This is a genomic window from Paenibacillus sp. FSL R5-0527, from assembly GCF_038008055.1.
GTDB classification, from domain to species: Bacteria; Bacillota; Bacilli; order Paenibacillales; family Paenibacillaceae; genus Fontibacillus; species Fontibacillus macerans.
The window spans coordinates 2,878,996-2,900,018 of record NZ_JBBOYI010000001.1; the positions used below are offsets into that span (position 1 = coordinate 2,878,996).

Below are 21,023 nucleotides of genomic sequence, written 5' to 3' on the forward strand. Positions count from 1 at the left end.
TAAAAACATTTGCAGGCTGGATAGGCGATTTGGATGAGTTTTTAGAAGAGTACTTACAAGTGGGGACGTGGTCGATAAAGAGACGGTCGAGCACTTCTTGAATATAGCCCCACCAGCTTATTGGAGTGCTAACTTGATTCAAATGGGCGCACCTCATGATCACGTGAATGGTAAGGCGACTTATCCAACCCTCGTATTGACTTTTGAAGGTTGGGTATATCGCGGCAACTGTTTTCGTGGTGAAACGATAGCCCCATAATCCAAATACAGAAAGGAGCATACAGGAGTGGCCGAAACTACGAGAATCGTTACATTCGCGAATCTTGGCGGCGGAGATGTAACTCAAGGGATAACCAAAATACTAAACCATATGCCGAAAAATGCACGTATAGCGGTGGTGGAATTCCCTTGCCTTGGTATCCCACGGTTGGGTTACGCACTGAACGCCGAGTATATTACACAGCTTAGTAAGGAGCAGACAATGGATCAGCTGCTGCTGGACTATGAGCGGAAATCGCCCAAGCCCATGGATCATTACATGATGCAGTATGATGGGGTGGACTATTTGCTCATCAATCCGAGATCTCTTCCGGAAACACCGGTGATCCGGAAACTAAAGTCTAATCAAACTCTCATTGAATTCCCGCTTTATTTGAGAAAACAACTAGTTAATTACGAGTTCGTATTCTTTGTTACGCAAGGCACCTTAGCTCATCCGACCACCCACTTTTCAATCCGTTATGCGGATGCCGTTGTATTATATAGCGCGGATCCGGTTGATTTTGTGGGGAATTTTACGCATTACAAAAAGCTTCAGGAGATTTTCGGAGTGGAAGCAGAGCGGTTGTTCTTGTTCTCTGCCGACCCACATCTGAAACTGGATGAAGCAGAGGTACTTACGAAGCTGCCGGAGCTTGCCAAGCAAATATGCCAAGTTTCTTCGAAGGAATTAACGGTCCATATTGGGCGATACAACGAATCCGAAAAAAACGAAGTGGTTGGGCTGATCGAGCCGCTGGAATATCTGCACTACCAGGCCCAATTAAGACTCCATACAACGGAGTTCTCTGAGTCAGATTCGAAGACGTTGAACGATCTGGCCAATTTGATACGTAATCGCCTCCAGCAAAATCATATGGACGATTACATTAATTCGTTAACCAATGAGACAGCAAGGCAAAAAATTCGGTACCTCATCTCTGATTATGTTCGGGAGCAAACCGAATACACTTTCCAGAGCATGAAAATCAACGATTTGGTGGAGTGGGTACAAAAGGAGATTACGGAGCTCGGCGTAATCCAGGAAATACTGGATGATCCGACGATTAGCAGTATTGAGATTAACGGACCGGGCCAAGTTATTGTGGAACAGGATGGACGGGACGTTCATCGTCAGGATATCCGCTTTAACAGCGCCCGGCACTACCATGAAGTGATTAACAAAATCTTAATGCCGATCGGTAAACCTGTATCCAGCACAGAGCCGATTGTCGACGCGAATTACCGGGGATTCCGCATTTGTGTCGTGGCGGATACGGAAGAGTATCAAGGAATCAGCGCCAGATACCCACTAGTTTCGATTCGGAAGTTTCCACCAGCGGTTTATACGGATGAAGAATGTATCCGGTATGGGAACCTATCCCGGGATATTATTGATTTTCTTAAGTTTATCGTTCCAAAAGGGGCCAACATCATCATTTCTGGTGGAACCAATTCTGGGAAGACCGCTCAACTCATCCGGCTGCCGCTTCGTGTGGAGCCGATGACCCGAATCATTAGTATTGAAGATTCGGAGGAGATGATGCTTGCGTCGAAAGAACAATACAAACATTATCCGAACCTGCCGTCGCTGCTTGTTAAAGAAGTCGAAGACGAAAAGAAGAGCTATGGGATCGATAAGTTGATCAAAGCTTGTCTCCGGCTTAAGCCGACCGTGATGTGTATCGGGGAAATTCGGGACGAGGCAGCCGCCAAGCAAAGTCTCATCGGCATGAATACCGGCCATACCGTTTGGACGACGATTCATGCCAATAGCGCCAAGGAAGCTGCTACCCGCTTTTTGCAGCTTAACGGAAATACGATGGCTGCTGCGAGTCAGGTGGCCAGCAGTATCGACATCATTTTGTTTCAAAAGAAATTGCCGGACGGTCGGCGTACGGTCACGGAGATCAGCGAGGTGCTTGGGTATAAGGGCACTGAAGAGCCAATTCTTAATCCGATATTTAAATACAATTATCATACGAAACAACACGAACAGGTCGGACTCATCAAGTCGGAATCTCTTCTTGAGAAAATCTACCTGAAAGAGCCAACGGAACAAGAAATCGTCCGTTGGTGTAAGGGTCGCAAGGAGTTGAACGTGGTATGACCATACTGCTGCTCTACCTGCTTTCAGGTTTTGTCATCGCTTGGGGGCTATCGTTTTGGCTTCCTCCAGTGGTCAATGCACGGGTTCGCCGCTTGCGCTTCACCTTTGGGTTTGACCAAACTCAGGCGGATGCGCAGGCGCTGGGGATTCAGCTTAAAGCCAAACATTTTGCTTTGTTAATAACCATTTCAGTGGGAGTCGGCGTGGTCATAGCCTATCTAACCAAAAACACTTTATTTGTAGCGTTTGGAGTTGGTCTGGGTTTTATCGTTCCGAAGATCATTTTGTCCCAAATCAGGTATCGCCGTCGCAAGGAGGTTCTACTTAATCTGCCAGGCAATTGTCGACTATTCACTTCCAAACTTCGCGACTGTAAGTCGGTGCAAAAAGCACTGGAAATGTCGATTCCGGTTATGAATGGAGTAACCGCTCCTTTATTTGAAAAGGCGTATCAGTCTTTGCGTCTGGGAGTGGACTTGCTTACAGTCCTGGAGCGTATGAAGTCGGAAATCCGATTCAAGCAATTTGACGACTTCTGTGAAAAAATCCTGATGGGCTCCCGTGACGGTTTTCATGCCCGGGTGATTGAGGGGATACGTGAAACGATTGACGATATCTATGAAGACATGCAACTACTGCAAGAGATGGACATTAAAAATCAACGGAAAAGGTTGGAGGTTTACGGGGTCTTCGGTGGTTGTTTCGCCCTCCCGTATCTGTTTCGCTACATGGAAAGTCAAATGGCCCAAGAGTTGGGGCAGACCATCACGTTGGACACTTGGATCGGAAAAATTCTGATTGTAAGTATGGCTATTGTCACTTTGATAGGTCTTTGGAAAAAAGATGCTTACTTGCGATTGAATTTAGACGAGTTGTAATTGAACCCAGTAAACCGGGGGAAGGAGGTGGGAAATGGTAACATCGATACTACTCGGGGCAGCCGTAGTGCTCATTGTGGTTCCATTGCTTATGCTCATCTTACCTGGGTTTGGACGGCAAAAGAAGCTTGCCAACGTTGCTTCTTTATTGCAAAAGTCGGACTCAGAGCTGACATTGATGAGACAGAATCCGTTGATCCGTTCTTTTGCCATCAGCATGTCCAAGCGCCCATGGCTAGATACTATTTTTGGTAAAAAGCTGCGAAGCATGTACCTCAAATTGGATCGCAAGGAAAGCTACGAGCTCTTTATGGCCAAATCAATAGTACAATCAATACTTCCGTGTGTGATGATCCTTGCTCTGGCAAATGCACTAGACCAGCCGATTTTTTTTGTAATGGCTCCTGTTTCCGTTGTCTTGTTTTTCTGGGTGTCCCTTAACGGAATTACTCGCGATTTTAAACAGCGTAAAAATCTGTTGATTCGCGACTTGCCAAACTTAATTAACAAAATGATAACGGCTTTGGAGGTCGGAAAACCGCTGACATTAATATTCACAGAAGTGAGTGAACGCTGCGGGCCACTCTTAGCCGGAATGCTACGGAAGCTGGTAGCAGATACAAATATCATGTCCATGCGTGATGCGTTGCAAAATTTTGCGAAGCAGGTTGACCTTCCCGTGATGTACGACTTTGTCTCGGTGGTCAACATTATCATGGAGAAAGGGTTCCGCGAAGCGGAGGCGGATCTGAACGGCATCAAGAATGATCTTCGTGAGCTTCGAAAGCTGTCCTTAGACGAACTTACCAAAGGTTCACCGACGAAAATGAATTGGTTTTATTTTATCATGATCGGCCATGTGCTGATCTTTTTCTTTTTGACCATGATCAAAATGTTTAGTGGTCTGAATTCACTTTAATTTAAAACGAAAGGAAGCTGCCAAATGAAAGCTATAAAAAAAATGTTGAAACAATCTTTTTCCAAAGGGTGTACAAAGGTCTATACGAAACTGCAAAAGTTTAACCGGGATCAACGAGGTGCTGGCGATGCGATGGGCTGGGCGATGGGAATCTTTTTCGCGTTACTGTTGCTGATTATCGTCTTTAATTTGTTTAAAGATCAACTTCCTACATTCATAACCGAAAAAATCTTTGGAAAGATGAATGGTCTTAATTAAGCGGTGATGACATGATCCATAACCTTCGCAAGTTTAACCACAGTGAACGAGGGGATGCTCTTTTTGGCATCCCCTTTGCTGTTCTTATCTTCATGATTCTGGCCCTGATTGCGGTTACGGTAATAGAGTATTCTATTCTGCGTGCCAATATCCGGACAGCAGCTAATGAAATGCTGCAGGTCATGAAAATCGAAAATGGAGCAGATTCCAAAACAAGACAACGGTTTAACGAATTGTTAACGAATATGGGACTTGACCCAGCCAAGGTTACTTTTCAGGCCACTCCTAAATTAGTTCAGCGCGGAGACTTGGTTGAGGTGACGGCTACCCGGGAATACGATGTATTTGCCTTAAAAGCGTTAGGTGTTCATTATACGACAACCATTCGCGTTCATGTGTCTGGGCTGGCTCACAAATACATTCGAGAGGGAGGGTGATGTCATGTGGGTAAAGGTAATGGGCGTCATTCTCTTCGGTGTTTTAGGGATTGCATTATTAACTGATTGGTACGTGATCGACGGGGTTTACGACGCTGTGGGTCGGGGAATTGAGCATTCCATAGATGCTGGTATTGTGCGTTCCGGCATAGTTACGGATGCTCAGCAAGGGGTTGTGCAATTGGAGCCGGAGGCACTTAAGGCAGCTACAAAATCGGAATTTATTCGGTACCTGGGACTGAGTACGAATCTGGAGAATGCCATCATGAAAGACAGCAGCTTCGACCTAAAACTGGACTATGACGATAACGGGGTTCCGTGGGTTCAGGTGGAGTTCCATACAAAAGTTTCGTTTTCATTTCCGGATATTGAATATCCGGTTACGGTAAACCGAAAGGTTGCATACGAGAGTATTTATAAATAGGAGGCTTCTGGATGAAGAAGTATTGGAATAAGTACACGCGCAGCGGGTTGATCATCCTGGTAGGCGTGCTTCTTGCCTTGGCTGCATTCAGTATCAATAACAATATGATTTCTGAGCAGGTTCACACCAAGAAGATTATTGTTGCCAAGGGTGACATTGCGCCGTACGAAGAGATTACAAAGGACAAGCTGGAGTATAGAGATGTGGTCGTGAGCGCGGTGCCGGCCGGAGCGATCCAGGAAGCGGACGAAATTAATTTCGGTGATGCCTTTGCTTCCCAGTATGGATTTCTGCAAGGGATGGCGATTCGAAAGGAATACATTACAACCACTGCGGATTCAGCTTTAGGTTCTGCGGTTGGACTGAAAGACGGTATGCTCCATATCGGGATAAGGACGGACTTAGCCATGTCTGCGGGTGGGGAAGTGAAGCCGGGCGTCCTGGTTAACGTGAACGCTTTTATTCGGGATGAAGCAACCGGCCAAACCAAGACCATCATTGATAATGAATTGAAGGGACTGCGTGTTGTTGGTTGCTTGAATTCGGAAGGGACGATTCCGGATCCTAGCGCCGGGAATAGCTTAATTCCGGCTGTTGTCGTACTAGAGGTAACGGAAGAGCAAGGGAAAAAGCTGACGGAATATCAGGAAAAAGGTAAGGTCTATTTATTGCCGTCGGGCACGCAGCCTCCTATCAAATGATAGGGAGGTTTTTTAATTTGGTTAAAGACAGGAGGGATTCTAAGTGTCCGGGTTCAAAAATAAGATCACGAGTTTAGTATTGTCAGTCGCTTTGGTGTTAAGCGCATTTAATTTTGGGGTTGGAACAAGTGAAGCTGCAGCGCATGCCTTCATTTACAAAAAATATGAGACATTGGCAGAACCTTATGGTCCATGGATTGATTCCTCTGGCATTAATGGCGATATTGAAGATGCTATGAGCAATGGGCTAATAACTTACACAGGATGGTCAAATTTCACCTTTGACGCAAGCACTGGTAGGTATTCACTAAATGGCAGTAGCAAAACATTTACCGTAGGTGACCATGGTCCATCTCCAATTTCAGAAAGTTTTGCATATATTTCAGAATATAAAATCTATGTGGGTCGGGAGATTACATTCTCTCCTCCTGAAAACACTCTTTGGGTGTATCGAGACTATAAATGGGATCGCGAGGGTACTCGGCTTTCTACTGGGATCATATATAATTCTTTTTCCGCTCAGCCATCGGGATACACTTATAGCAGGGGGGCGTTTATAGGTGATGTACAAGCCCCAGACGGGACCTATCCAAACAATGGGAGACACAGTGATGGATATTGGTATGTTAAGGGAGAGGTTATCAACACGTCCCCAACCCTAACAGTGACAACAACCGGGGATAGATACATTTCTGAAGTATCCGGTTACAACAGTTTAACTATATCTGGTACGGCTAATGATGCCGATGGAGATACGTTGACTATATCGGGTAGCCTAGGGGGAGTATCCAAATCAACGACTGTTACACCAGAGGGGACATGGAGTCTGAGTTGGACGGCTGACGCGATTCCACAGGGGAATTATCCATTGACTGTATCGGTAGCCGATGGATTTGGCGGTTCAAACTCGGCCAGTTATTCGGGCACTATCTTTGTAGATAAGACGCCGCCGACAAAGCCGACAATTATCTTAAGCACATCAGATTGGTCTGGTGGAAAAATAACCGCCACAATCACGGCTGGTACGGACACTGGCTCTGGCGTATCAAAAACTGAGTTTAGAGTTGGAGAAGGGGATTGGACAACTTACAATGGCGTTGTGGAGATAAGCACAGAGGGCCAAACGGAACTCTACGCACGTACTGTTGATAAAGCAGGAAATGTGAGCGAAGAAGCATCAGTGATGGCAAAGGTTGATCTGACTGCCCCTACCATTACAATTTCGCCGAAAGATGTAATGGGATGGACGGACAAGCCGGTGGGTATCGTGGTCAAGTATGGGGATAATTTATCTGGCCTTTCATCAAACGGTAGAAAATACAAAGTTACTACTTCCCCAGAGGATCCGGCCAGTTGGAATACTGCCGATAGCGATGAATTACGATTAACTCTGGCTGAAGAAGGGAAGTGGTATGTGCATGCTCAAGCTGTTGATCAGGCGGGTAATAAGGTAACGGTAACCAGCTCTCCGTATCAAATCCAATTCCAACCGGAAGTAGCTGAATTTCAATCCCGTTCGGTAGGTCCAGATTGGGCCGAAATCAGATGGCTACTCCCGAATACTCCTTATACGGACGGTTACAAGTACGTGATAGAAAATACAATAACAGGCAAGACCTGGTTACTGGATTATCCGGAGAATAAAATCAAGGAGGAAGGACTAACTGCCGGATCAACATATAAATATCGGATTAAGGTGCTCAACCACGTCGGGGAAACGGACTGGAGCGAACAGTTTGAAGTACTCACGCTTCCTGCAGCCGTCGATAATCTTAGAGTGTCGTTTGTGACCAATAATAGTAAAACCGTCAATGTTTCATTTGACGAAGTCTCGTCGGCGGACAGCTATATTTTGCTTGTAAAAGATGCCGACAGGAACGTCTACGAAGAGGAATTAAGCGCAGCCGGAACGTACCAGGTGACTGGTCTTGAGCCTGGGAAGCAGTATACGGTTTCGGTCACAGCTAAAAATGCAAGCGGATCTGGTGAGAGTAGCATACTTGGTTTTTTATCGCTTCCTGCTGCGCCGGGGGAATTCCAGTCGGCTCAAATTCGGGAGACAGAGGTTGAATTGACATGGAGTGCTTCTGAAACGGCTTCTCTCTACGAACTGCTTCGTGATGCAATAAACCGCTATAGTGGGCCTTATTTATCATCATATACCGACACAGGTTTGGACAGCGGTACGGAGTATGATTACCAACTGGCCGCCAAAAATGAGTCTGGATTCGGCGACATTGCGTACTTTAATGGAGTCCTAACACTGCCGGGGAAGACGGAAATTGCTGTTGAAGAAGTCGGTAAGAACGAAGTTACCTTATCTATAAAAAAAGCTGTACGCGGGGCGGAAAACTACATGCTGCTGGTTAACGGTGTGGAGGAGAGAGAATTATCTGCCGAGACGAAGCAGTTCACGGTAACTTCATTGGAACCGGGAAGCCGTTACACCTTTGAAGTCTGCGCTAAAAATCGGAGCGGGACTGGTGCGGCCGGGAGAGTCAGTGTCTCTACGCTACCGGACATGCCACAAGGTTTAAACGTTAGCGAAGTTGGAGAAACACAAGCAAAGCTTAGTTGGGATCCTGTAACCGGAGCGGACAAATACAAAGTGTCCGTTACTGATACAGTGTATTACGAGATATCCGGCACCGAAATGGTCCTTACTGACTTGTCTGCCGGTACTCTCTATCAGCCGAAAGTCGTTGCCGGCAATGCATCCGGATATGGTGAGGCAACTACAGGAACCTTTTTAACGCTTCCGGCCATGCCGGGTAACGTGCATCTCAAAGAGGTGAAGTCAAATCAAATGACCTTTGCCTGGGATGAAGTGACCAGTGCTAATAAATATGTGATTTACAACAATAACGGTGAGCAGATTGGCGATACGGCAAATACGAGTTATTCGGTTGGGGGATTAAAACCTGGGGAAACCATAACAGTTAATGTTTCCGCCGTAAACGATACTGGAGAGGGCCCAAAATCAAGTTTCTCGCAGCGCACCCTTCCAGCAGACTTTGACGTTGACCCGAACGATCCGAACGGCCAGCCGATTACTATCGGAGATCGTGGTGAGCACTCGGTAGTGATCATCATTGAACCGGTGGATGGAGCGGACTGGTACAAAGTGATCGATGGAGATGGAAATGTAGTCGGAATCATCACAACTCCGGAAACGGCGAAAGAGATAGAAGGTTTGGAAAGCGCCAAGGAGTATGATGATTGGAAGATTATCCCGGTCAATGACGCTGGTGAAGGTAAAGCTGCGCCAGTTCCTCTGTTTGTAACGCTACCATCTTCCAATTTTGAGGTATCGGTTATTGATCCTACGCAGAAAACGTTAACGGTCAAGATCGACAGCTCGCTTAGTAATGAAGTATTCGTCTACACAAGTGGCGGTAAAGTACTGTATCGCGGTAAGGATAAAGTGTTTACAGTGAGTAATTTAGTGGCGAATCACCCTTACACTATCGATGTTTGGACAGAAAACAGTATAGGTGAGAAAACGGAGCCCAAAACTGCTTCCGGGCGCACTCTGTCTTCGTCGTTACCAGGCGGATCTGGAGGATCGGGCGGAACGAATCATGGAGGCAGCGATCTAGTGATGCCAGACCAACCCCCAGTTCATGAACCGACACTGCCAGAGAATGAAGAACCTAAAAGCGTTGATAATAAGCTCGGATTTAGTGATATTGATAGATCTTTCGCTAAAAATGAAATCCTTGCATTGTACGATCAGGGAATCGTCAAGGGAGTGGCTGATACGAAATTTGAGCCGGATCGGGAAGTGACTCGTGTTGAATTTGCATCTATGATGGTGCGTGCGTTAGAATTGCAAGCCGCTTCGGACGTGCCCCTTACTTTCGAGGATATTCAGCGGACGGCTTGGTATGCCCCGGAACTGGGAGCTGCGGTTCTGAATGGAGTAGCTCGTGGCTTCAGCGATAAAGAGTTCCGCCCGTACGATCCGATCAACCGTGAACAAGCCGCAAAAATGATCGCTAATGCAGCGTACAAAGGGATGCTCCCTGCTGCTGGGATCAGATTTAAGGATGCCGATATGATTGCTTTCTGGGCAAAGCTGGAAGTGGCCGCCCTGACATCAGAGCAGGTAATCAATGGTTATCCGGACGAAACGTTCAAGCCTAAACGAAAATTAACACGTGCGGAATGTGCAGCCTTGATATATCGAACGCTTGGATTGATGGAATAACTCGGCAATAATAAGGCCATCCAGATGAAAGGATGGCCTTATTATGTTGTTCATGAATTACTCTCATAATGAGGAGGGGAAATGAATTGCATGAACGGATCTCGAATTGGGATTATCAAAAGATGTTCCAAATCGCAAGATATTGGATGTATATAAATGTTAGCAGTTTATCAATTCTTTTTCTGATTGCGGCTATCTCTGGGTATAAGAATGTTGTGATAACGATATCCGAATCGAATCTAACGAATCAAGAAATAATAAATTCTTTTCCGGTTTTAGCGAATATGATGATTACGACAGCTGTTATTTTGTTTATTATATTTTTAACTTTAGGTCTTTTTACTAACTTAGTTAATAGAACAGAACCCATGTTATCATTGTTAGTCAAATTGGTTACAAGGTCTATAATTTTTGGAACAATCTCGTCTGCATTACTTCCTATATTAGTCATAATCAATTTTTCAATGATCACTATTATTAATGAATTCCTATATATGATTCTTCTAGTATCTACTGTGCTAAATATTATCTTATATAGGGTTCTTAAGGGTGAATTGAAAACCAAGAACTGAATTTTATTTAGCGCAAAATTGCGTTAAGTGGCCGTTCGCTGCTTGAAGCGATTTGTGGTATGATCAAGTAAGAAACCATCTGGGGAGGATATACCACATGAACCCATCTGATGAAAAACGAACGGAGATTCTGCAAAATTTTGAACGGGCTCTTCCGAATATTTGGGAACAGGCCCGGAAAGAAACAGAAGATCTAATGGAGCCTGACAACTCTCTGCAGGAACGACTCAAAAAAGCTAACCAAGAGATTGATAAACACTTGCCGGATTTGTGGAAACGAGCTGAGCATAATTTAAAGGAAATGGAAAAAGAGTACTACAAAAAATAATAAGCAAGGGGAGAAGAGCTCATGAGTTGATCATGAGCTCGTTTTTATGCTGCATAATCGTGGAGACGTATACCTTGTTCTTTATCCCTTTGACGATCAAGAACGAGAAAAACTTAGGCCCGGGATCATTTTGCATACGGAAAACAATCGATCAATTGTGATCAAGGTAACCAGCCATGCTGAACGAACAAATGATCCGGGAGATTTGGAACTCCGATATTGGCGTGAAGCCGGGCTGAAAGAACCATCAGTAGCAAGGTGTTCACAGTTCGCACCACTGGATCATAGCAAAATTCGTGAGTATATTGGTAAACTCCATGATGAGGATCTTGTTAATGTCCTGGAGCGAATTTATTGGTAATTTAGTGAGGGCGTCCAAAGGTGCTTTTTAATTTTGATAAAAACCCTGATCCTGGACTTCCAAGTTCTGCTATAATAATGCTTGTACATGAAACTGGCTTATAAGGGCGGTCGGCTAATCTCCCGGAAGGGAGGTGATGCCCGTGGCGATTAATGAAGCTTTGACGATCATGATCAGTTTTGGTGCGTTTATTATTGCGCTGCTGACGCTGGTTGTGGCCATCGTCGTAGCGATTAATCAAAACACAAAGAAATAGACCGCCCCCCAGCGAAGGATGCGGTCTATTTTGATCCACCTTTGCACAGCCGACCGCTCTTTAAAGCGGTAAGTGTACATGAGGAGTCGTGTTACAGCACGGCTCCTTTTCTATTTTTATCATAGCACAAGCGTAAATATACCTCAATGAGGTCTACCAATTGGTCAGCTTATCGAGGTTGCATCATTGAATGTAAACATTCAAAGGAAACAAAGCTCAAAGTTAGATTTTTGAATGTGTACATTCAAAAAAATGGGTGATCGATGATGGTTAACATCGAAGCAGCGACAGAGGAACTGCATAGGGCTTTCCGTTGCTTAAACGAAGCATTTTTTGATGGTGAGTTGTCTGAACCGGCCATAACCATTCAAACGGGTGGTAAGCGAAGTACAATGGGGTGGTGCTCTCGTTCACCGATCTGGCTGGACAGTGAGGGGAAAATTCAGCTTTATGAGATCAACATCGCTGCAGAATATTTGAATAATGATTTTTATGAGACCATGGATACCATGCTGCACGAAATGGTTCATTTATACAATAAGATTCACGGTGTTCAAGATGTTTCCAGAGGAGGGCAATACCACAATAAACGTTTTCGTGATGAATGTTTACGAAGAGGGTTTTACTATCCATCCAACGAACCGGATAAAAAATTAGGGTGGTCATTCGCAAAAATAACCGATGAAACCAAGGCTAAAATTGATCGGTTCAAGATAAATCGTGACGTTTTTGTGATCGCCCGTAACACCTTTGGAACCGTAGTGAGTGTCCCTGCAGCGGAAGGCGGACCTTCGGAATCGGGAGAGTCAGCAGGCAAGGGGGATACTCAGAGAAAAAAATCCCATATCCGAAAGTATGTTTGCCCTGGCTGTGGAAACTCCGTGAGAGCATCCAAAATGGTTAATATTCGTTGTGACGATTGCGATGAAAAAATGCTGGAAGAAGAGCCAAAGGATTAATACTCGGACTAAAAACTATCATACTTTTTTAGAACGAATCGTTTGCTTATCTGTGATATCGTTGATTTATGGATTTCAACAATAATTTTAATAATCGCCCTTTCGGGCGATTATTTTTGTAAACTTCGGTGGGGAGGGGAGAGAAATTGCCTTGGGAAATACTGGTTGACAATTTTCGTGATAATAAAATATAATTATATTATCACGAAAAACGAGGTGTGATTCAAGTTTGCAAAGCGGAAAGAAAAGAGGGCGGCCACCATCTGATGAACCCAAAAGCGAGTGGCTGCATATGCGGTTGTCGGTAGAGGAAGAAAAGATTTTGACAAACTATTGCGAAAAACATAATACAAAACGTCCGGATGCTGTTCGAGAAGCTATTCAAAGATTAAACGACCGGGATCAGAGCTACTTTTTGACTGCAGAGTGGCGTGAAAAGTTGGGAAAGTTTGAAAATGAGTTAAATCATGGTGCTGAACAAGTTACACAGGCTGTTCAACTCATGATGGATTTACTCCATGAAATGAATCAGGCAATTAAACAAAGGAGTGATGAGCATGAAAAGAAGTAAGGTAATGGTTTTAATGCTTAGTTTTGTAATGGTTTTTGGTTTGGCAGTTTCTACGGCTTCCGCAGCTAAGATAAATGTGATAGTTCAGGTTGATGGTAAGACGGTAAAGTTCCCGGACGAGAAGCCGTACTTTGAAAGCAATCGGGTACTGATTCCTATTCGGTTTGTCAGTGAGGCACTTGGGGCCAAGGTCAATTACAAGAAGGAGAAAACCGGAAACCGGGTAGAGCGGGTGGTGTACGTCGAGCTTGAAGGCAAGACAATCCGTATGCCGGTTAATTCGGACAGTGTGTTGGTTGGGGATGTATTTGTTAAATTGGAAGTACCGGCCCGGATGCAAGGCTCTCGGGTGTTAATACCTCTGCGCTTCGTGTCCGAGGCGCTTGGGGCTACGGTCGATTGGAATCAAAGCAAGAAACTGGTGAGCATCAGCACTGGTGCTGAAGTGATCGAGCCTGAACCAGATCCAAATAACATGTACAATACGGATTTTGAATGGGGTACGGACTCGAGCGGTTATATGTACAATAAACTGGCCAAGGAACTGTTTGCGAATAACATGAAGGTGTCCAATGGAAAGTTGACGTTTACCCTTCCGAAGGGCGCAAAAGCGAGTTATGGAGGAGAAAAACTTACCCCTGGAAAAACCTATACGTATGAGATCGGGAGGGGAAAAGGGTCTATCACATTTGCACAAGTCTATCCAGGACGCGAAAGCCAGGAAGGGTATTTTGTGATTCTGGATAGTAAGGACGATGAGGACTTGTCCTTACTCTTTGGAGATATTACTGACGACGCCATTGTGGTTGAAGCCGGGAGTTATTCTGGCGCTCCATTGAAAGATGTGCAAAAACTGGCACAACAATTGAAATAAGATACTCAACTGCTAAAACAAAAAGAGTCTGCCGAACGCAGGCTCTTTTTGTTTTACCATTTTGCGGGGAGGAAAGGAAATGAAGAAAAAAGTTTGTGTGATCTTCATGGGGGTGTTTTTGCTGGTTTCGGGAATTGCATCAGCTGCGGAAGCCCCGATGCTGCAAAAGCATGTGAATGACGTTAAACCTTGGGAATATGGCAAAACTGAGGAGATGTTCAGCGGCTACATTCCCGCCTTGGATAAACGAGTAAAGCGAAATCCATGGGAGTTGTACCAATGGGCAGGGATTTTTAATTTCAAAGATGGCGGCAGCAGTACTATCCATAACTACGATGTGTTCAATGTGAAAGATACGCCGGATGAACCTTCATTTAAAAGAGAAAACGGATTTGGGTTGGTCTATAAAAGCCCTGAAGCGTTAGGAGATTTATTCGATGCTGTGTGGGCCGGCCAACCCTTGGGAGCTAAACAGCGAGCTTATTTCAAGGAATCTTTTGAGGCGAATGCCGACGATCCCATTTTCAAAGATGGTCATGATTATTACTACAAAGTCGAACGGCGTGAATTCTTACGCACAGCGGGCATTATCACCCGGATGGGAGCGAAATTTGATCAGACCAAGAAGGTTGGTAAAGATGACTATCAAGCTATATATGAAGTTTCCAAGTGGCCAACGCTGAAGGTTACTCAAGGCGATGCGCTTAATATCAATTTTACTACATCTGGATATTCTGAGCGTAACATTCGTCTTATTGCAGCTCCGAAGGGGGCATTTCCGGACCTGAGTAAAGTCGTCAGTCTGACCGATGGAAAGCTGATTAATACATCTGAAGAGCAGTATACGGGTTCCGCCAAAATCAATGCGAAAGATATTTCCAAGGTTCTAGGGGCTGATGTAGACATCATCATTGACGACGGGTATGGCCGCACCGCCATAGAAAGCGTTAAGTTACCGGATGTGCAGTCGATGGATTATGTGCCTACCAAACTCACACTGACCGAAGGTGGGCAGCTATGGGTAAAATTTCGGTACGATGGGGAAGACATCATTTCCTCCGACTATGTCAATGAGCGGGGCATGCCGATGGCTGCATTAGTTAAAATAGGGGGAGCAGATACCGCTGAATTTTCTCTTCCTTCCATGGACAATCAGCTCCCGGCCATACTCAAAAAGGGACAGGAATTTAGCTATATGCTCGGGAAGATCCAGATAGGGGATACACCTGGAAAGCATTACATTAAAGTCAATGCAACGATCAATAATCCAAATCATCCGGATCGTGCATTGGAGTCTCCTGTAGATGCCTACCAAAACAATGATATTCTTGGCCAGTGGACGATAACGGTGGAAGAGCCGGCGTATGATTTGATCGCGGAATCGATCACGGTCAATCCGGATGAAATCGAAGTAGGGGAAAAAACGACGATCACGGCCGAAGTGAAAAATGTCGGAAAATTTGACCAAAAAGATGTTCTTATTCGCTTCTCGACTGACGGTGAAACAATTTATGAGGCGAGGAAAAACCTCCCAGCCAACAAGACGCAAAGCGTGGGGCCGTTCCAATGGCGGGCGCCTCAAGAGGGATTATACGGCTTGACAGTCCAAGTCGATCCTGAACATGAAAAAGAAGGGGACACCGATCCGGGTAATAATATCGCTTCGACGAGCTGCCTGGTTAACCCGATTGAGAAAGATGTTCCACCGTGTAATAACGGGCCAAAGGTAACAAAAAATTGGAAAGTTACCTACGATTATATTACGCGAATTATACCGGAAAACACTCCAGTATGGAAAACTAAAACTGTTTGGTACAATGAAAGACTAAACTTGTCTGCTGACATCAACACCAAGCAAGGTATCAAGACGGATCTGGATCATCCGAAAGAAAGTGATCGAGAAAGCCGAGGTAGCTGGCAAATAATCCCGTGGGCAAAAGAAAATAATTTGGACCCTAATATGGTCACCCGCGCCGGTTATGGGTTTGAAATTAAGGCAACCACCTCGTATTGGACAGATTGGGAGACAGAGATACCAAAAGGGCTGCGCAAAACGGCCAAGCCTTTCGGGGGAGAATACTATGGTCCGGACGAAGTAACGGCAACCATACGTGATACAAAAGGACGGCTGGTGAAAGTGGTTAAACTGGAGAAGACGAGTGGGGATCGGAATAACGCCACTTGGGAGTTGCCGGAACAGGAAGTAAAATCTGAATCCGGAAAGGTATACAAGGACCGGAAATTCTACACTGATATCAATGTACCGGACGGGAACTACACCATTACGATTACAACCAGCAGGGCCGGGATGCATGGGCTTGTTTCATGTGTAACCAAGAAAGTAAGAATATATGGCAGCATGTATGATGATGTGCAAAATTTACGGTCTGATAACTGACAGATTGCCTTTTTGGCTATTTTAAGAGAATCTATATGTAGCAAAGGAGTTGTTGGCAATGTCGAAAAGTCCATTATGTCCAGAATGTGGACATGAAATGGAGCTGGCTGATTACTTGGAAACTGAAGAAGGTCATGCTTCGGATTATATCTGTATGAATGAGAAGTGTCCAGGAGTTAAAACTGATAAAGATTGATGAAATAGAAGCACTTAAGCAATTAAAATGAAAGGGGGGGCCGATATGGCTCCTCTATTTTTTAAGGAGGCAAAAATGAATCTGTTTATTATGGGCTGTATGATTATTTACTGCTTGGTCTGCAGCTATACCGATCTCAAGGCCCGGGAGATTAAAAACAGTATCACTTACCCATTTCTTTTGCTATTGTTGATCCTAAGAATCCAGGAACCGGCTTATTATGCCGCCCTGGTTCCGGCCCTTTTATTTCTTTTGATGTATCTGATAAAACCCCAATTTATTGGGGCGGGAGATATAAAAATGTTGGCCGTTTTAGGCCTTTGTTTAGGTGCAAAGATTGTTTTAGTTATCTTTGTAATGTCTGCAGGTGCCCTTGTGTATACGATTTATGAGAGAGTTAGGGGGAGGAAGGATCAAAGTGTCCCTCTAGCTCCTTTTTTATCAGTCGGCGCAGTGGTCGCAATAATTATTTAGACCTGTTAGGAGGACATATGAACAATAGAATCAGAAAATGGCTTGAGGAAAACATAGTAGGATTTGAATTCTGCGAATCAGAAAACGGCGGGTACATCGTATTCATTCCCATAGCATTCCAAGATAAGGCTATAAAGTATTTTAAAAGATACGGATTTCGATATGAATATAGGGCTTCTTATACCTGGATTGCCTTTTTCACCGAGTGAAGCCGATGAGATTCAGTTCGGGGGGCTAACGTTAACTGTCCGGTGGTCGTGGATGAGAGTGGTTAATACTACGAGTCCTTAATGAGGTATAGTTCAATACTTGTGAAGGGAGATTTATTAAATGAATCATGAAATCACGGAAGAAACTAAAGCGATCAACGCAGCGTTAAAAATTGTAAAGTTGAAAGATCGTCGATTTGATCTTGATAAACATAGATACATTATGGTTTCAGGATATGTTTTAGAGCATCCCACGTTAGGTGTGTTCGGCTTTAAAGATACTGAGTACCCTTACCAACCTGTTGGTGCGAAAGAGGCACTGAAAAGCATTATTGAGCAGGGCGGCTTTGTTAGTTTTAAAGATGCCCGTTGGTGGAAATGAAAATCGTATTGTGGACTTTGGAAATTGTTGAAGTAAAAATATTATTGCATAGACGAAATCCCCCTGCTGAAGATATTAAGCAGGGCTTTTTTTATTTTCTCCCTTTAGTCTAATGTGGGACTTAGTCTGTTAAATGTGGTAAAATTTTGGTGAGGTGGTCGAAATATGAAACGAAGTAGCCGATTTATGCGGTGATGTTCAATTTTATACCGCACAGTTGGATCGCGTGCCGGTTGTAGTATTCGTTGAGGGGGAACTTGTTGGAAGCGGAAAGATCACGGAGATAACAAAGGACAGTATTAAGGTTGGGAATGACCGATACCTTCGATCTGCATGCACGTTTAAATATGCGGTATAGATGACTTGACGATTGGGCTTTCGTCGAACAGTTTTAATTATCTGAACTTTGTGGGAAATTCAAATAGAAAGAGGTCATAGGATGATCGGTCCTTCTATTGTTGCGTTTCCCAATGCTGCAAGTATTCAAAATGTTATTGAAGAATTTAAAGCATATCGAGCATCGGCAGGGCTTTCCAGCAGTACGCTTATGCTTGACGGAGTCGTTTTACGCGACTTTATGGCATTCTGTCATGCCCTCGGCATAGTAACTTTGAATAAAATTGATCGAGAATTGATTGACAAGTACTTCAGGTATTTATACAAAGATAAAATCAGTGTGAAAACAGGAAAAAACCTAACCTCCAATTCAATCCGAAAATATTACGACGTTTTGAGAATGTTTGAGACATTCCTGGTTCGCCGGAAGAATTTCACTCTCTTTATTGACATAAGAAAACCTCCAGTAACAGTTAAGGTAACAAAAACTTTTTCACTCGATCAGTTAGTCTACATAATTGAAAGAAGCAGCCCGTTTTATAGCCTTGTGTTTCGAGTTCTAATTAATACCGGATTGAGAATATCAGAGGTTTTGGGGTTAGAAAAAGGGGACGTGTTTTTAGAAGAGAGTCAGCTTTTAATTACAAATACAAAAACGAAAAAGGACCGCGTAGTTCCGGTGTCAGGTGCATTGGTCCCGGAACTTCGATCCCATCTGCAACAAATAGAGTCAAACCGTGTATTCTCTGTTTCTTCGTCTGCTGTACGAAAATACTTAGCGCGAATCAAACTTAGTAATCCCAACTTGTTTTATAACACAGAAGTTCGCCCGCACGTATTTCGACATACTTTCGCGAAACATTGGATTATGAACGACGGCGATCCGATCAGTTTACAGCGCATACTCGGACACTCTTCCGGGTACATGACAGCCCATTACGTTCAACTTTTTAGTAGCGATCTACGCAAGAAACACGAAAAGTATGCGCTGCTTATATGATAAACTTCACAAACACTGGACTACGCAGCAGTCCCGCTTTAGTCCAGTTTCGCATTTTCACACTCGCCCGGATCTTCGGCTCCACGTAAACAAAGTCACGATCCTCGCCGGTAACAAGCGGTTGCACAACGCCATAGAATGCCTTCTTCTCTGTCGGCCCCGCCCCCAGTTCGATAATACCGGCTGGCCGTACTCTTCCGCGCTCATCCGCAATGCCAGCCAACCAGCCGAACTCCGTTTTCTTATATCCCGTTATGAATATGTCCGCATACGTCCAGTTGATTACCTTCTTCCAGTTCTCTGATCGCCGCCCCGTCTCATATACGCTATCCATGCGCTTAGCAACGACACCCTCCATGCTGCGAGCTTTGATCTGCTCAAACAGTGCCTCGCCCGCGCCTTCCACGAACGGAACGACGCCAAAACTCGTACTAGGTAGCGTCAGACTAGCGAGAATCTTCTTGCGATCCATCAATGGCAGCCGGCGCAAGTCTTCGCCCTTATAACACAGAATGTCGAAAATAACGTAAGTGGTCGGCTGAACCATGGATAGCCGTGCGATCTTGTCGGCCTTCTTCGCCTGAAACCGCGCCATAACCGCCTCGAAATCGGAAACGCCGGTCGCCGGATCAACGCAAGCTATTTCGCCGTCCAGGATGACATCGCAATCAAACGGAAGCTGCAGCTCCGGGTATTGGCGCGTGCAGTCGGTATTGTGGCGCGTGTATAGGCGAATGACGCCGTTCTGTTGCGAGAATATTAACCGGTGGCCGTCGATCTTCGGCTCATAGATAAATCGTGGATCGGAAAATGGTCCAGGGGCTGTGGCAAGTAGCATTGGGTCTATAAACAAAAAACCACCCCCATACCGATTATAGCGCTTAGGTTCTAGGGTTAGGTGTGGTAAGTTGTGGTAGATTATATTCAAATATTATGAGTGAGCAGGTGGGATATTGCTCTTCAATCTTTCTTCCTGTTCAAAAGCATTGGCCAGCAATTTCAATTCATAATTGCTTGGATTGTCCTCACGAGTTATTTCCTTATATTTTCTGACCCGTTTATCGTTCTCTCGGCCTAACTCTGCAATTAGGCGGTATTTATTATCACCGATTTTCTTCCAATCTGCCACGGGAAATTCCCTCCTCAATATACAAGCTGGCGTTTTTGACCAGCGTCCCACTCGTTCAGATAAAAAATTGAGCTACAATGTTTGGTAGCTTTAGTATTTGCCCCTATCATGCTTGTAAGGCTCGTGATGGCCTTTTCTTCAAAGCTTGGCTGTCCGGGAAGTATTCTGACATTTCCGCCCTTGTTTGCAGGCACAGGTTCAAAACATCTAGGAATTCGCCTCCCGTCATTAATTATTCGATAGGGACTAAAAAATTCCTGCATGGAAAAGGAGCGGCCACGCGCTCCTATGCTTCGACATACCGGACAACTACTGATCCGTTATTTCGGACGTCTACATTGATAATGAGTTCTGTTTGATTGTCGTTTTTGACGGCATAAGTCATGTTGTCACCGCTGTTAACTGTCCGACTATAAGTGATATAATCACCGTCCTCCGGTTCAACGATTTCATTTACAGCGTCTTCAATGTTGTCGTACTCTCGGCCAATAACGTTTTCTTTGGTCAATTTCATTGATATTCCCCCAATCATTATTTCTCAATTCAAACCAGTGTAGCTAATACTGACAGTCTTTTCAATTTGATTTTTCCTTTGCCTTTTTCTTTAACGCGTCATAGTCACTTCTGAGTGTCGCAATTACGCCGCCGAGTGATTCGGCTTCGCTCATGAATTCTTGTGCTAGCTGGGCGAGGCGTCGCTGTTTTTCTTCCAAGATTCTAATGGTTGAGTGCATTTCGATAATGTCATTAAAAGTTACCATTCCCCATATCCTCCCAAGCGGG

General features: G+C 44.6%; 24 protein-coding genes. 19 read left to right on the forward strand and 5 right to left on the reverse strand.

The genetic code is table 11. The features are described from left to right. Nucleotides 1–286: 286 nt before the first annotated feature. The 8 genes from NYE69_RS12675 to NYE69_RS12710 are packed head-to-tail and all read left to right on the forward strand — an operon-like array spanning nucleotide 287 to nucleotide 10,195. Nucleotides 287–2,368, forward strand: coding sequence for a CpaF family protein (locus NYE69_RS12675; protein WP_340926456.1), 2,082 nt, complete (start codon nucleotides 287–289; stop codon nucleotides 2,366–2,368). Beyond that, nucleotides 2,365–3,246: a type II secretion system F family protein gene (locus NYE69_RS12680; protein ID WP_340926458.1), complete on the forward strand. Its 882-nt coding sequence runs from the start codon at nucleotides 2,365–2,367 to the stop codon at nucleotides 3,244–3,246. Before NYE69_RS12675 ends, NYE69_RS12680 begins: the two co-directional genes overlap by 4 nt. A gap of 34 nt (nucleotides 3,247–3,280) precedes the next feature. Next, nucleotides 3,281–4,165: a type II secretion system F family protein gene (locus NYE69_RS12685; RefSeq protein ID WP_340926459.1), complete on the forward strand. Its 885-nt coding sequence runs from the start codon at nucleotides 3,281–3,283 to the stop codon at nucleotides 4,163–4,165. 24 nt (nucleotides 4,166–4,189) lie between these two features. After that, nucleotides 4,190–4,423, forward strand: coding sequence for a hypothetical protein (locus NYE69_RS12690; protein WP_036624647.1), 234 nt, complete (start codon nucleotides 4,190–4,192; stop codon nucleotides 4,421–4,423). A gap of 11 nt (nucleotides 4,424–4,434) precedes the next feature. Next, nucleotides 4,435–4,860 (forward strand): DUF4320 family protein, encoded by a 426-nt coding sequence (locus NYE69_RS12695; protein ID WP_340926462.1) that lies wholly within the window; start codon nucleotides 4,435–4,437, stop codon nucleotides 4,858–4,860. A 4-nt stretch (nucleotides 4,861–4,864) separates the two neighbouring features. After that, nucleotides 4,865–5,284, forward strand: coding sequence for a hypothetical protein (locus tag NYE69_RS12700; RefSeq protein ID WP_036624641.1), 420 nt, complete (start codon nucleotides 4,865–4,867; stop codon nucleotides 5,282–5,284). Between the two features lie 11 nt (nucleotides 5,285–5,295). Continuing rightward, nucleotides 5,296–5,985, forward strand: coding sequence for a Flp pilus assembly protein CpaB (gene cpaB, locus NYE69_RS12705; protein WP_340926463.1), 690 nt, complete (start codon nucleotides 5,296–5,298; stop codon nucleotides 5,983–5,985). Between the two features lie 43 nt (nucleotides 5,986–6,028). Then, a complete protein-coding gene (locus NYE69_RS12710) occupies nucleotides 6,029–10,195 on the forward strand; it encodes a fibronectin type III domain-containing protein (RefSeq protein WP_340926464.1) in 4,167 nt (1,388 codons plus the stop codon). Nucleotides 10,196–10,442: 247 nt separating this feature from the next. Here the strand turns inward: NYE69_RS12710 and NYE69_RS12715 are convergent, their stop codons facing one another. Beyond that, nucleotides 10,443–10,667, reverse strand: a complete 225-nt coding sequence (locus NYE69_RS12715; protein ID WP_340926465.1) for a hypothetical protein — start codon at nucleotides 10,665–10,667, stop codon at nucleotides 10,443–10,445. A gap of 197 nt (nucleotides 10,668–10,864) precedes the next feature. On the opposite strand from NYE69_RS12715, the gene NYE69_RS12720 reads away from it, so the two are divergent. The 11 genes from NYE69_RS12720 (at nucleotide 10,865) to NYE69_RS12770 (ending at nucleotide 19,111) form a co-directional block, all read left to right on the forward strand. Beyond that, nucleotides 10,865–11,095 (forward strand): hypothetical protein, encoded by a 231-nt coding sequence (locus NYE69_RS12720; RefSeq protein WP_036624629.1) that lies wholly within the window; start codon nucleotides 10,865–10,867, stop codon nucleotides 11,093–11,095. Between the two features lie 46 nt (nucleotides 11,096–11,141). Beyond that, entirely contained in the window at nucleotides 11,142–11,456 is a 315-nt protein-coding gene (locus NYE69_RS12725; protein WP_051985616.1) for a type II toxin-antitoxin system PemK/MazF family toxin, read from the forward strand. A 136-nt stretch (nucleotides 11,457–11,592) separates the two neighbouring features. After that, nucleotides 11,593–11,712: a putative holin-like toxin gene (locus NYE69_RS12730; protein ID WP_340926466.1), complete on the forward strand. Its 120-nt coding sequence runs from the start codon at nucleotides 11,593–11,595 to the stop codon at nucleotides 11,710–11,712. 266 nt (nucleotides 11,713–11,978) lie between these two features. Continuing rightward, entirely contained in the window at nucleotides 11,979–12,671 is a 693-nt protein-coding gene (locus NYE69_RS12735) for a SprT-like domain-containing protein (RefSeq protein WP_340926469.1), read from the forward strand. A 229-nt stretch (nucleotides 12,672–12,900) separates the two neighbouring features. After that, complete coding sequence (locus tag NYE69_RS12740; RefSeq protein WP_213509857.1) at nucleotides 12,901–13,242, forward strand: hypothetical protein; 342 nt, start codon at nucleotides 12,901–12,903, stop codon at nucleotides 13,240–13,242. Further along, nucleotides 13,229–14,116, forward strand: coding sequence for a copper amine oxidase N-terminal domain-containing protein (locus NYE69_RS12745; protein ID WP_340926470.1), 888 nt, complete (start codon nucleotides 13,229–13,231; stop codon nucleotides 14,114–14,116). The genes NYE69_RS12740 and NYE69_RS12745 overlap by 14 nt, the downstream gene beginning before the upstream one ends. A gap of 79 nt (nucleotides 14,117–14,195) precedes the next feature. Continuing rightward, the gene (locus NYE69_RS12750) at nucleotides 14,196–16,514 is read left to right on the forward strand and encodes a CARDB domain-containing protein (protein ID WP_340926471.1); all 2,319 of its coding nucleotides are present in this window, start codon (nucleotides 14,196–14,198) and stop codon (nucleotides 16,512–16,514) included. 58 nt (nucleotides 16,515–16,572) lie between these two features. After that, nucleotides 16,573–16,710 (forward strand): hypothetical protein, encoded by a 138-nt coding sequence (locus NYE69_RS12755; RefSeq protein WP_340926472.1) that lies wholly within the window; start codon nucleotides 16,573–16,575, stop codon nucleotides 16,708–16,710. A gap of 75 nt (nucleotides 16,711–16,785) precedes the next feature. After that, complete coding sequence (locus NYE69_RS12760) at nucleotides 16,786–17,184, forward strand: A24 family peptidase (RefSeq protein ID WP_340926473.1); 399 nt, start codon at nucleotides 16,786–16,788, stop codon at nucleotides 17,182–17,184. Between the two features lie 330 nt (nucleotides 17,185–17,514). Next, nucleotides 17,515–17,775 carry a 3-isopropylmalate dehydratase gene (locus NYE69_RS12765; RefSeq protein WP_340926475.1) on the forward strand — a complete coding sequence of 87 codons (261 nt, stop codon included), beginning with the start codon at nucleotides 17,515–17,517 and terminating at the stop codon, nucleotides 17,773–17,775. Nucleotides 17,776–18,214: 439 nt separating this feature from the next. Beyond that, the gene (locus NYE69_RS12770) at nucleotides 18,215–19,111 is read left to right on the forward strand and encodes a tyrosine-type recombinase/integrase (protein ID WP_340926476.1); all 897 of its coding nucleotides are present in this window, start codon (nucleotides 18,215–18,217) and stop codon (nucleotides 19,109–19,111) included. On the opposite strand, the gene NYE69_RS12775 is transcribed toward NYE69_RS12770, so the two are convergent. From NYE69_RS12775 to NYE69_RS12790, 4 genes are all read right to left on the reverse strand, one after another. Then, entirely contained in the window at nucleotides 19,104–19,964 is an 861-nt protein-coding gene (locus tag NYE69_RS12775; protein ID WP_340926477.1) for an ATP-dependent DNA ligase, read from the reverse strand. The two genes, NYE69_RS12770 and NYE69_RS12775, sit on opposite strands and share 8 nt — an antisense overlap. Before the next feature lie 78 nt (nucleotides 19,965–20,042). Beyond that, nucleotides 20,043–20,240, reverse strand: a complete 198-nt coding sequence (locus NYE69_RS12780) for a hypothetical protein (protein ID WP_340926478.1) — start codon at nucleotides 20,238–20,240, stop codon at nucleotides 20,043–20,045. Nucleotides 20,241–20,526: 286 nt separating this feature from the next. Next, complete coding sequence (locus tag NYE69_RS12785) at nucleotides 20,527–20,754, reverse strand: hypothetical protein (RefSeq protein WP_340926479.1); 228 nt, start codon at nucleotides 20,752–20,754, stop codon at nucleotides 20,527–20,529. Between the two features lie 61 nt (nucleotides 20,755–20,815). Next, complete coding sequence (locus NYE69_RS12790) at nucleotides 20,816–21,001, reverse strand: hypothetical protein (RefSeq protein ID WP_340926481.1); 186 nt, start codon at nucleotides 20,999–21,001, stop codon at nucleotides 20,816–20,818. Nucleotides 21,002–21,023: the final 22 nt, after the last annotated feature.

Excerpts from the sequence above, each read along its gene's own strand:
- NYE69_RS12680 (WP_340926458.1), top strand. The coding sequence starts at position 2,365 with ATGACCATACTGCTGCTCTACCTGCTTTCAGGTTTTGTCATCGCTTGG.
- NYE69_RS12685 (WP_340926459.1), top strand. The coding sequence starts at position 3,281 with ATGGTAACATCGATACTACTCGGGGCAGCCGTAGTGCTCATTGTGGTT.
- NYE69_RS12690 (WP_036624647.1), top strand. The coding sequence starts at position 4,190 with ATGAAAGCTATAAAAAAAATGTTGAAACAATCTTTTTCCAAAGGGTGT.
- NYE69_RS12695 (WP_340926462.1), top strand. The coding sequence starts at position 4,435 with ATGATCCATAACCTTCGCAAGTTTAACCACAGTGAACGAGGGGATGCT.
- NYE69_RS12700 (WP_036624641.1), top strand. The coding sequence starts at position 4,865 with ATGTGGGTAAAGGTAATGGGCGTCATTCTCTTCGGTGTTTTAGGGATT.
- cpaB (WP_340926463.1), top strand. The coding sequence starts at position 5,296 with ATGAAGAAGTATTGGAATAAGTACACGCGCAGCGGGTTGATCATCCTG.
- NYE69_RS12720 (WP_036624629.1), top strand. The coding sequence starts at position 10,865 with ATGAACCCATCTGATGAAAAACGAACGGAGATTCTGCAAAATTTTGAA.
- NYE69_RS12725 (WP_051985616.1), top strand. The coding sequence starts at position 11,142 with ATGCTGCATAATCGTGGAGACGTATACCTTGTTCTTTATCCCTTTGAC.
- NYE69_RS12730 (WP_340926466.1), top strand. The coding sequence starts at position 11,593 with ATGCCCGTGGCGATTAATGAAGCTTTGACGATCATGATCAGTTTTGGT.
- NYE69_RS12735 (WP_340926469.1), top strand. The coding sequence starts at position 11,979 with ATGGTTAACATCGAAGCAGCGACAGAGGAACTGCATAGGGCTTTCCGT.
- NYE69_RS12745 (WP_340926470.1), top strand. The coding sequence starts at position 13,229 with ATGAAAAGAAGTAAGGTAATGGTTTTAATGCTTAGTTTTGTAATGGTT.
- NYE69_RS12750 (WP_340926471.1), top strand. The coding sequence starts at position 14,196 with ATGAAGAAAAAAGTTTGTGTGATCTTCATGGGGGTGTTTTTGCTGGTT.
- NYE69_RS12755 (WP_340926472.1), top strand. The coding sequence starts at position 16,573 with ATGTCGAAAAGTCCATTATGTCCAGAATGTGGACATGAAATGGAGCTG.
- NYE69_RS12760 (WP_340926473.1), top strand. The coding sequence starts at position 16,786 with ATGAATCTGTTTATTATGGGCTGTATGATTATTTACTGCTTGGTCTGC.
- NYE69_RS12765 (WP_340926475.1), top strand. The coding sequence starts at position 17,515 with ATGAATCATGAAATCACGGAAGAAACTAAAGCGATCAACGCAGCGTTA.
- NYE69_RS12770 (WP_340926476.1), top strand. The coding sequence starts at position 18,215 with ATGATCGGTCCTTCTATTGTTGCGTTTCCCAATGCTGCAAGTATTCAA.
- NYE69_RS12785 (WP_340926479.1), bottom strand. The coding sequence starts at position 20,754 with ATGAAATTGACCAAAGAAAACGTTATTGGCCGAGAGTACGACAACATT.
- NYE69_RS12790 (WP_340926481.1), bottom strand. The coding sequence starts at position 21,001 with ATGGTAACTTTTAATGACATTATCGAAATGCACTCAACCATTAGAATC.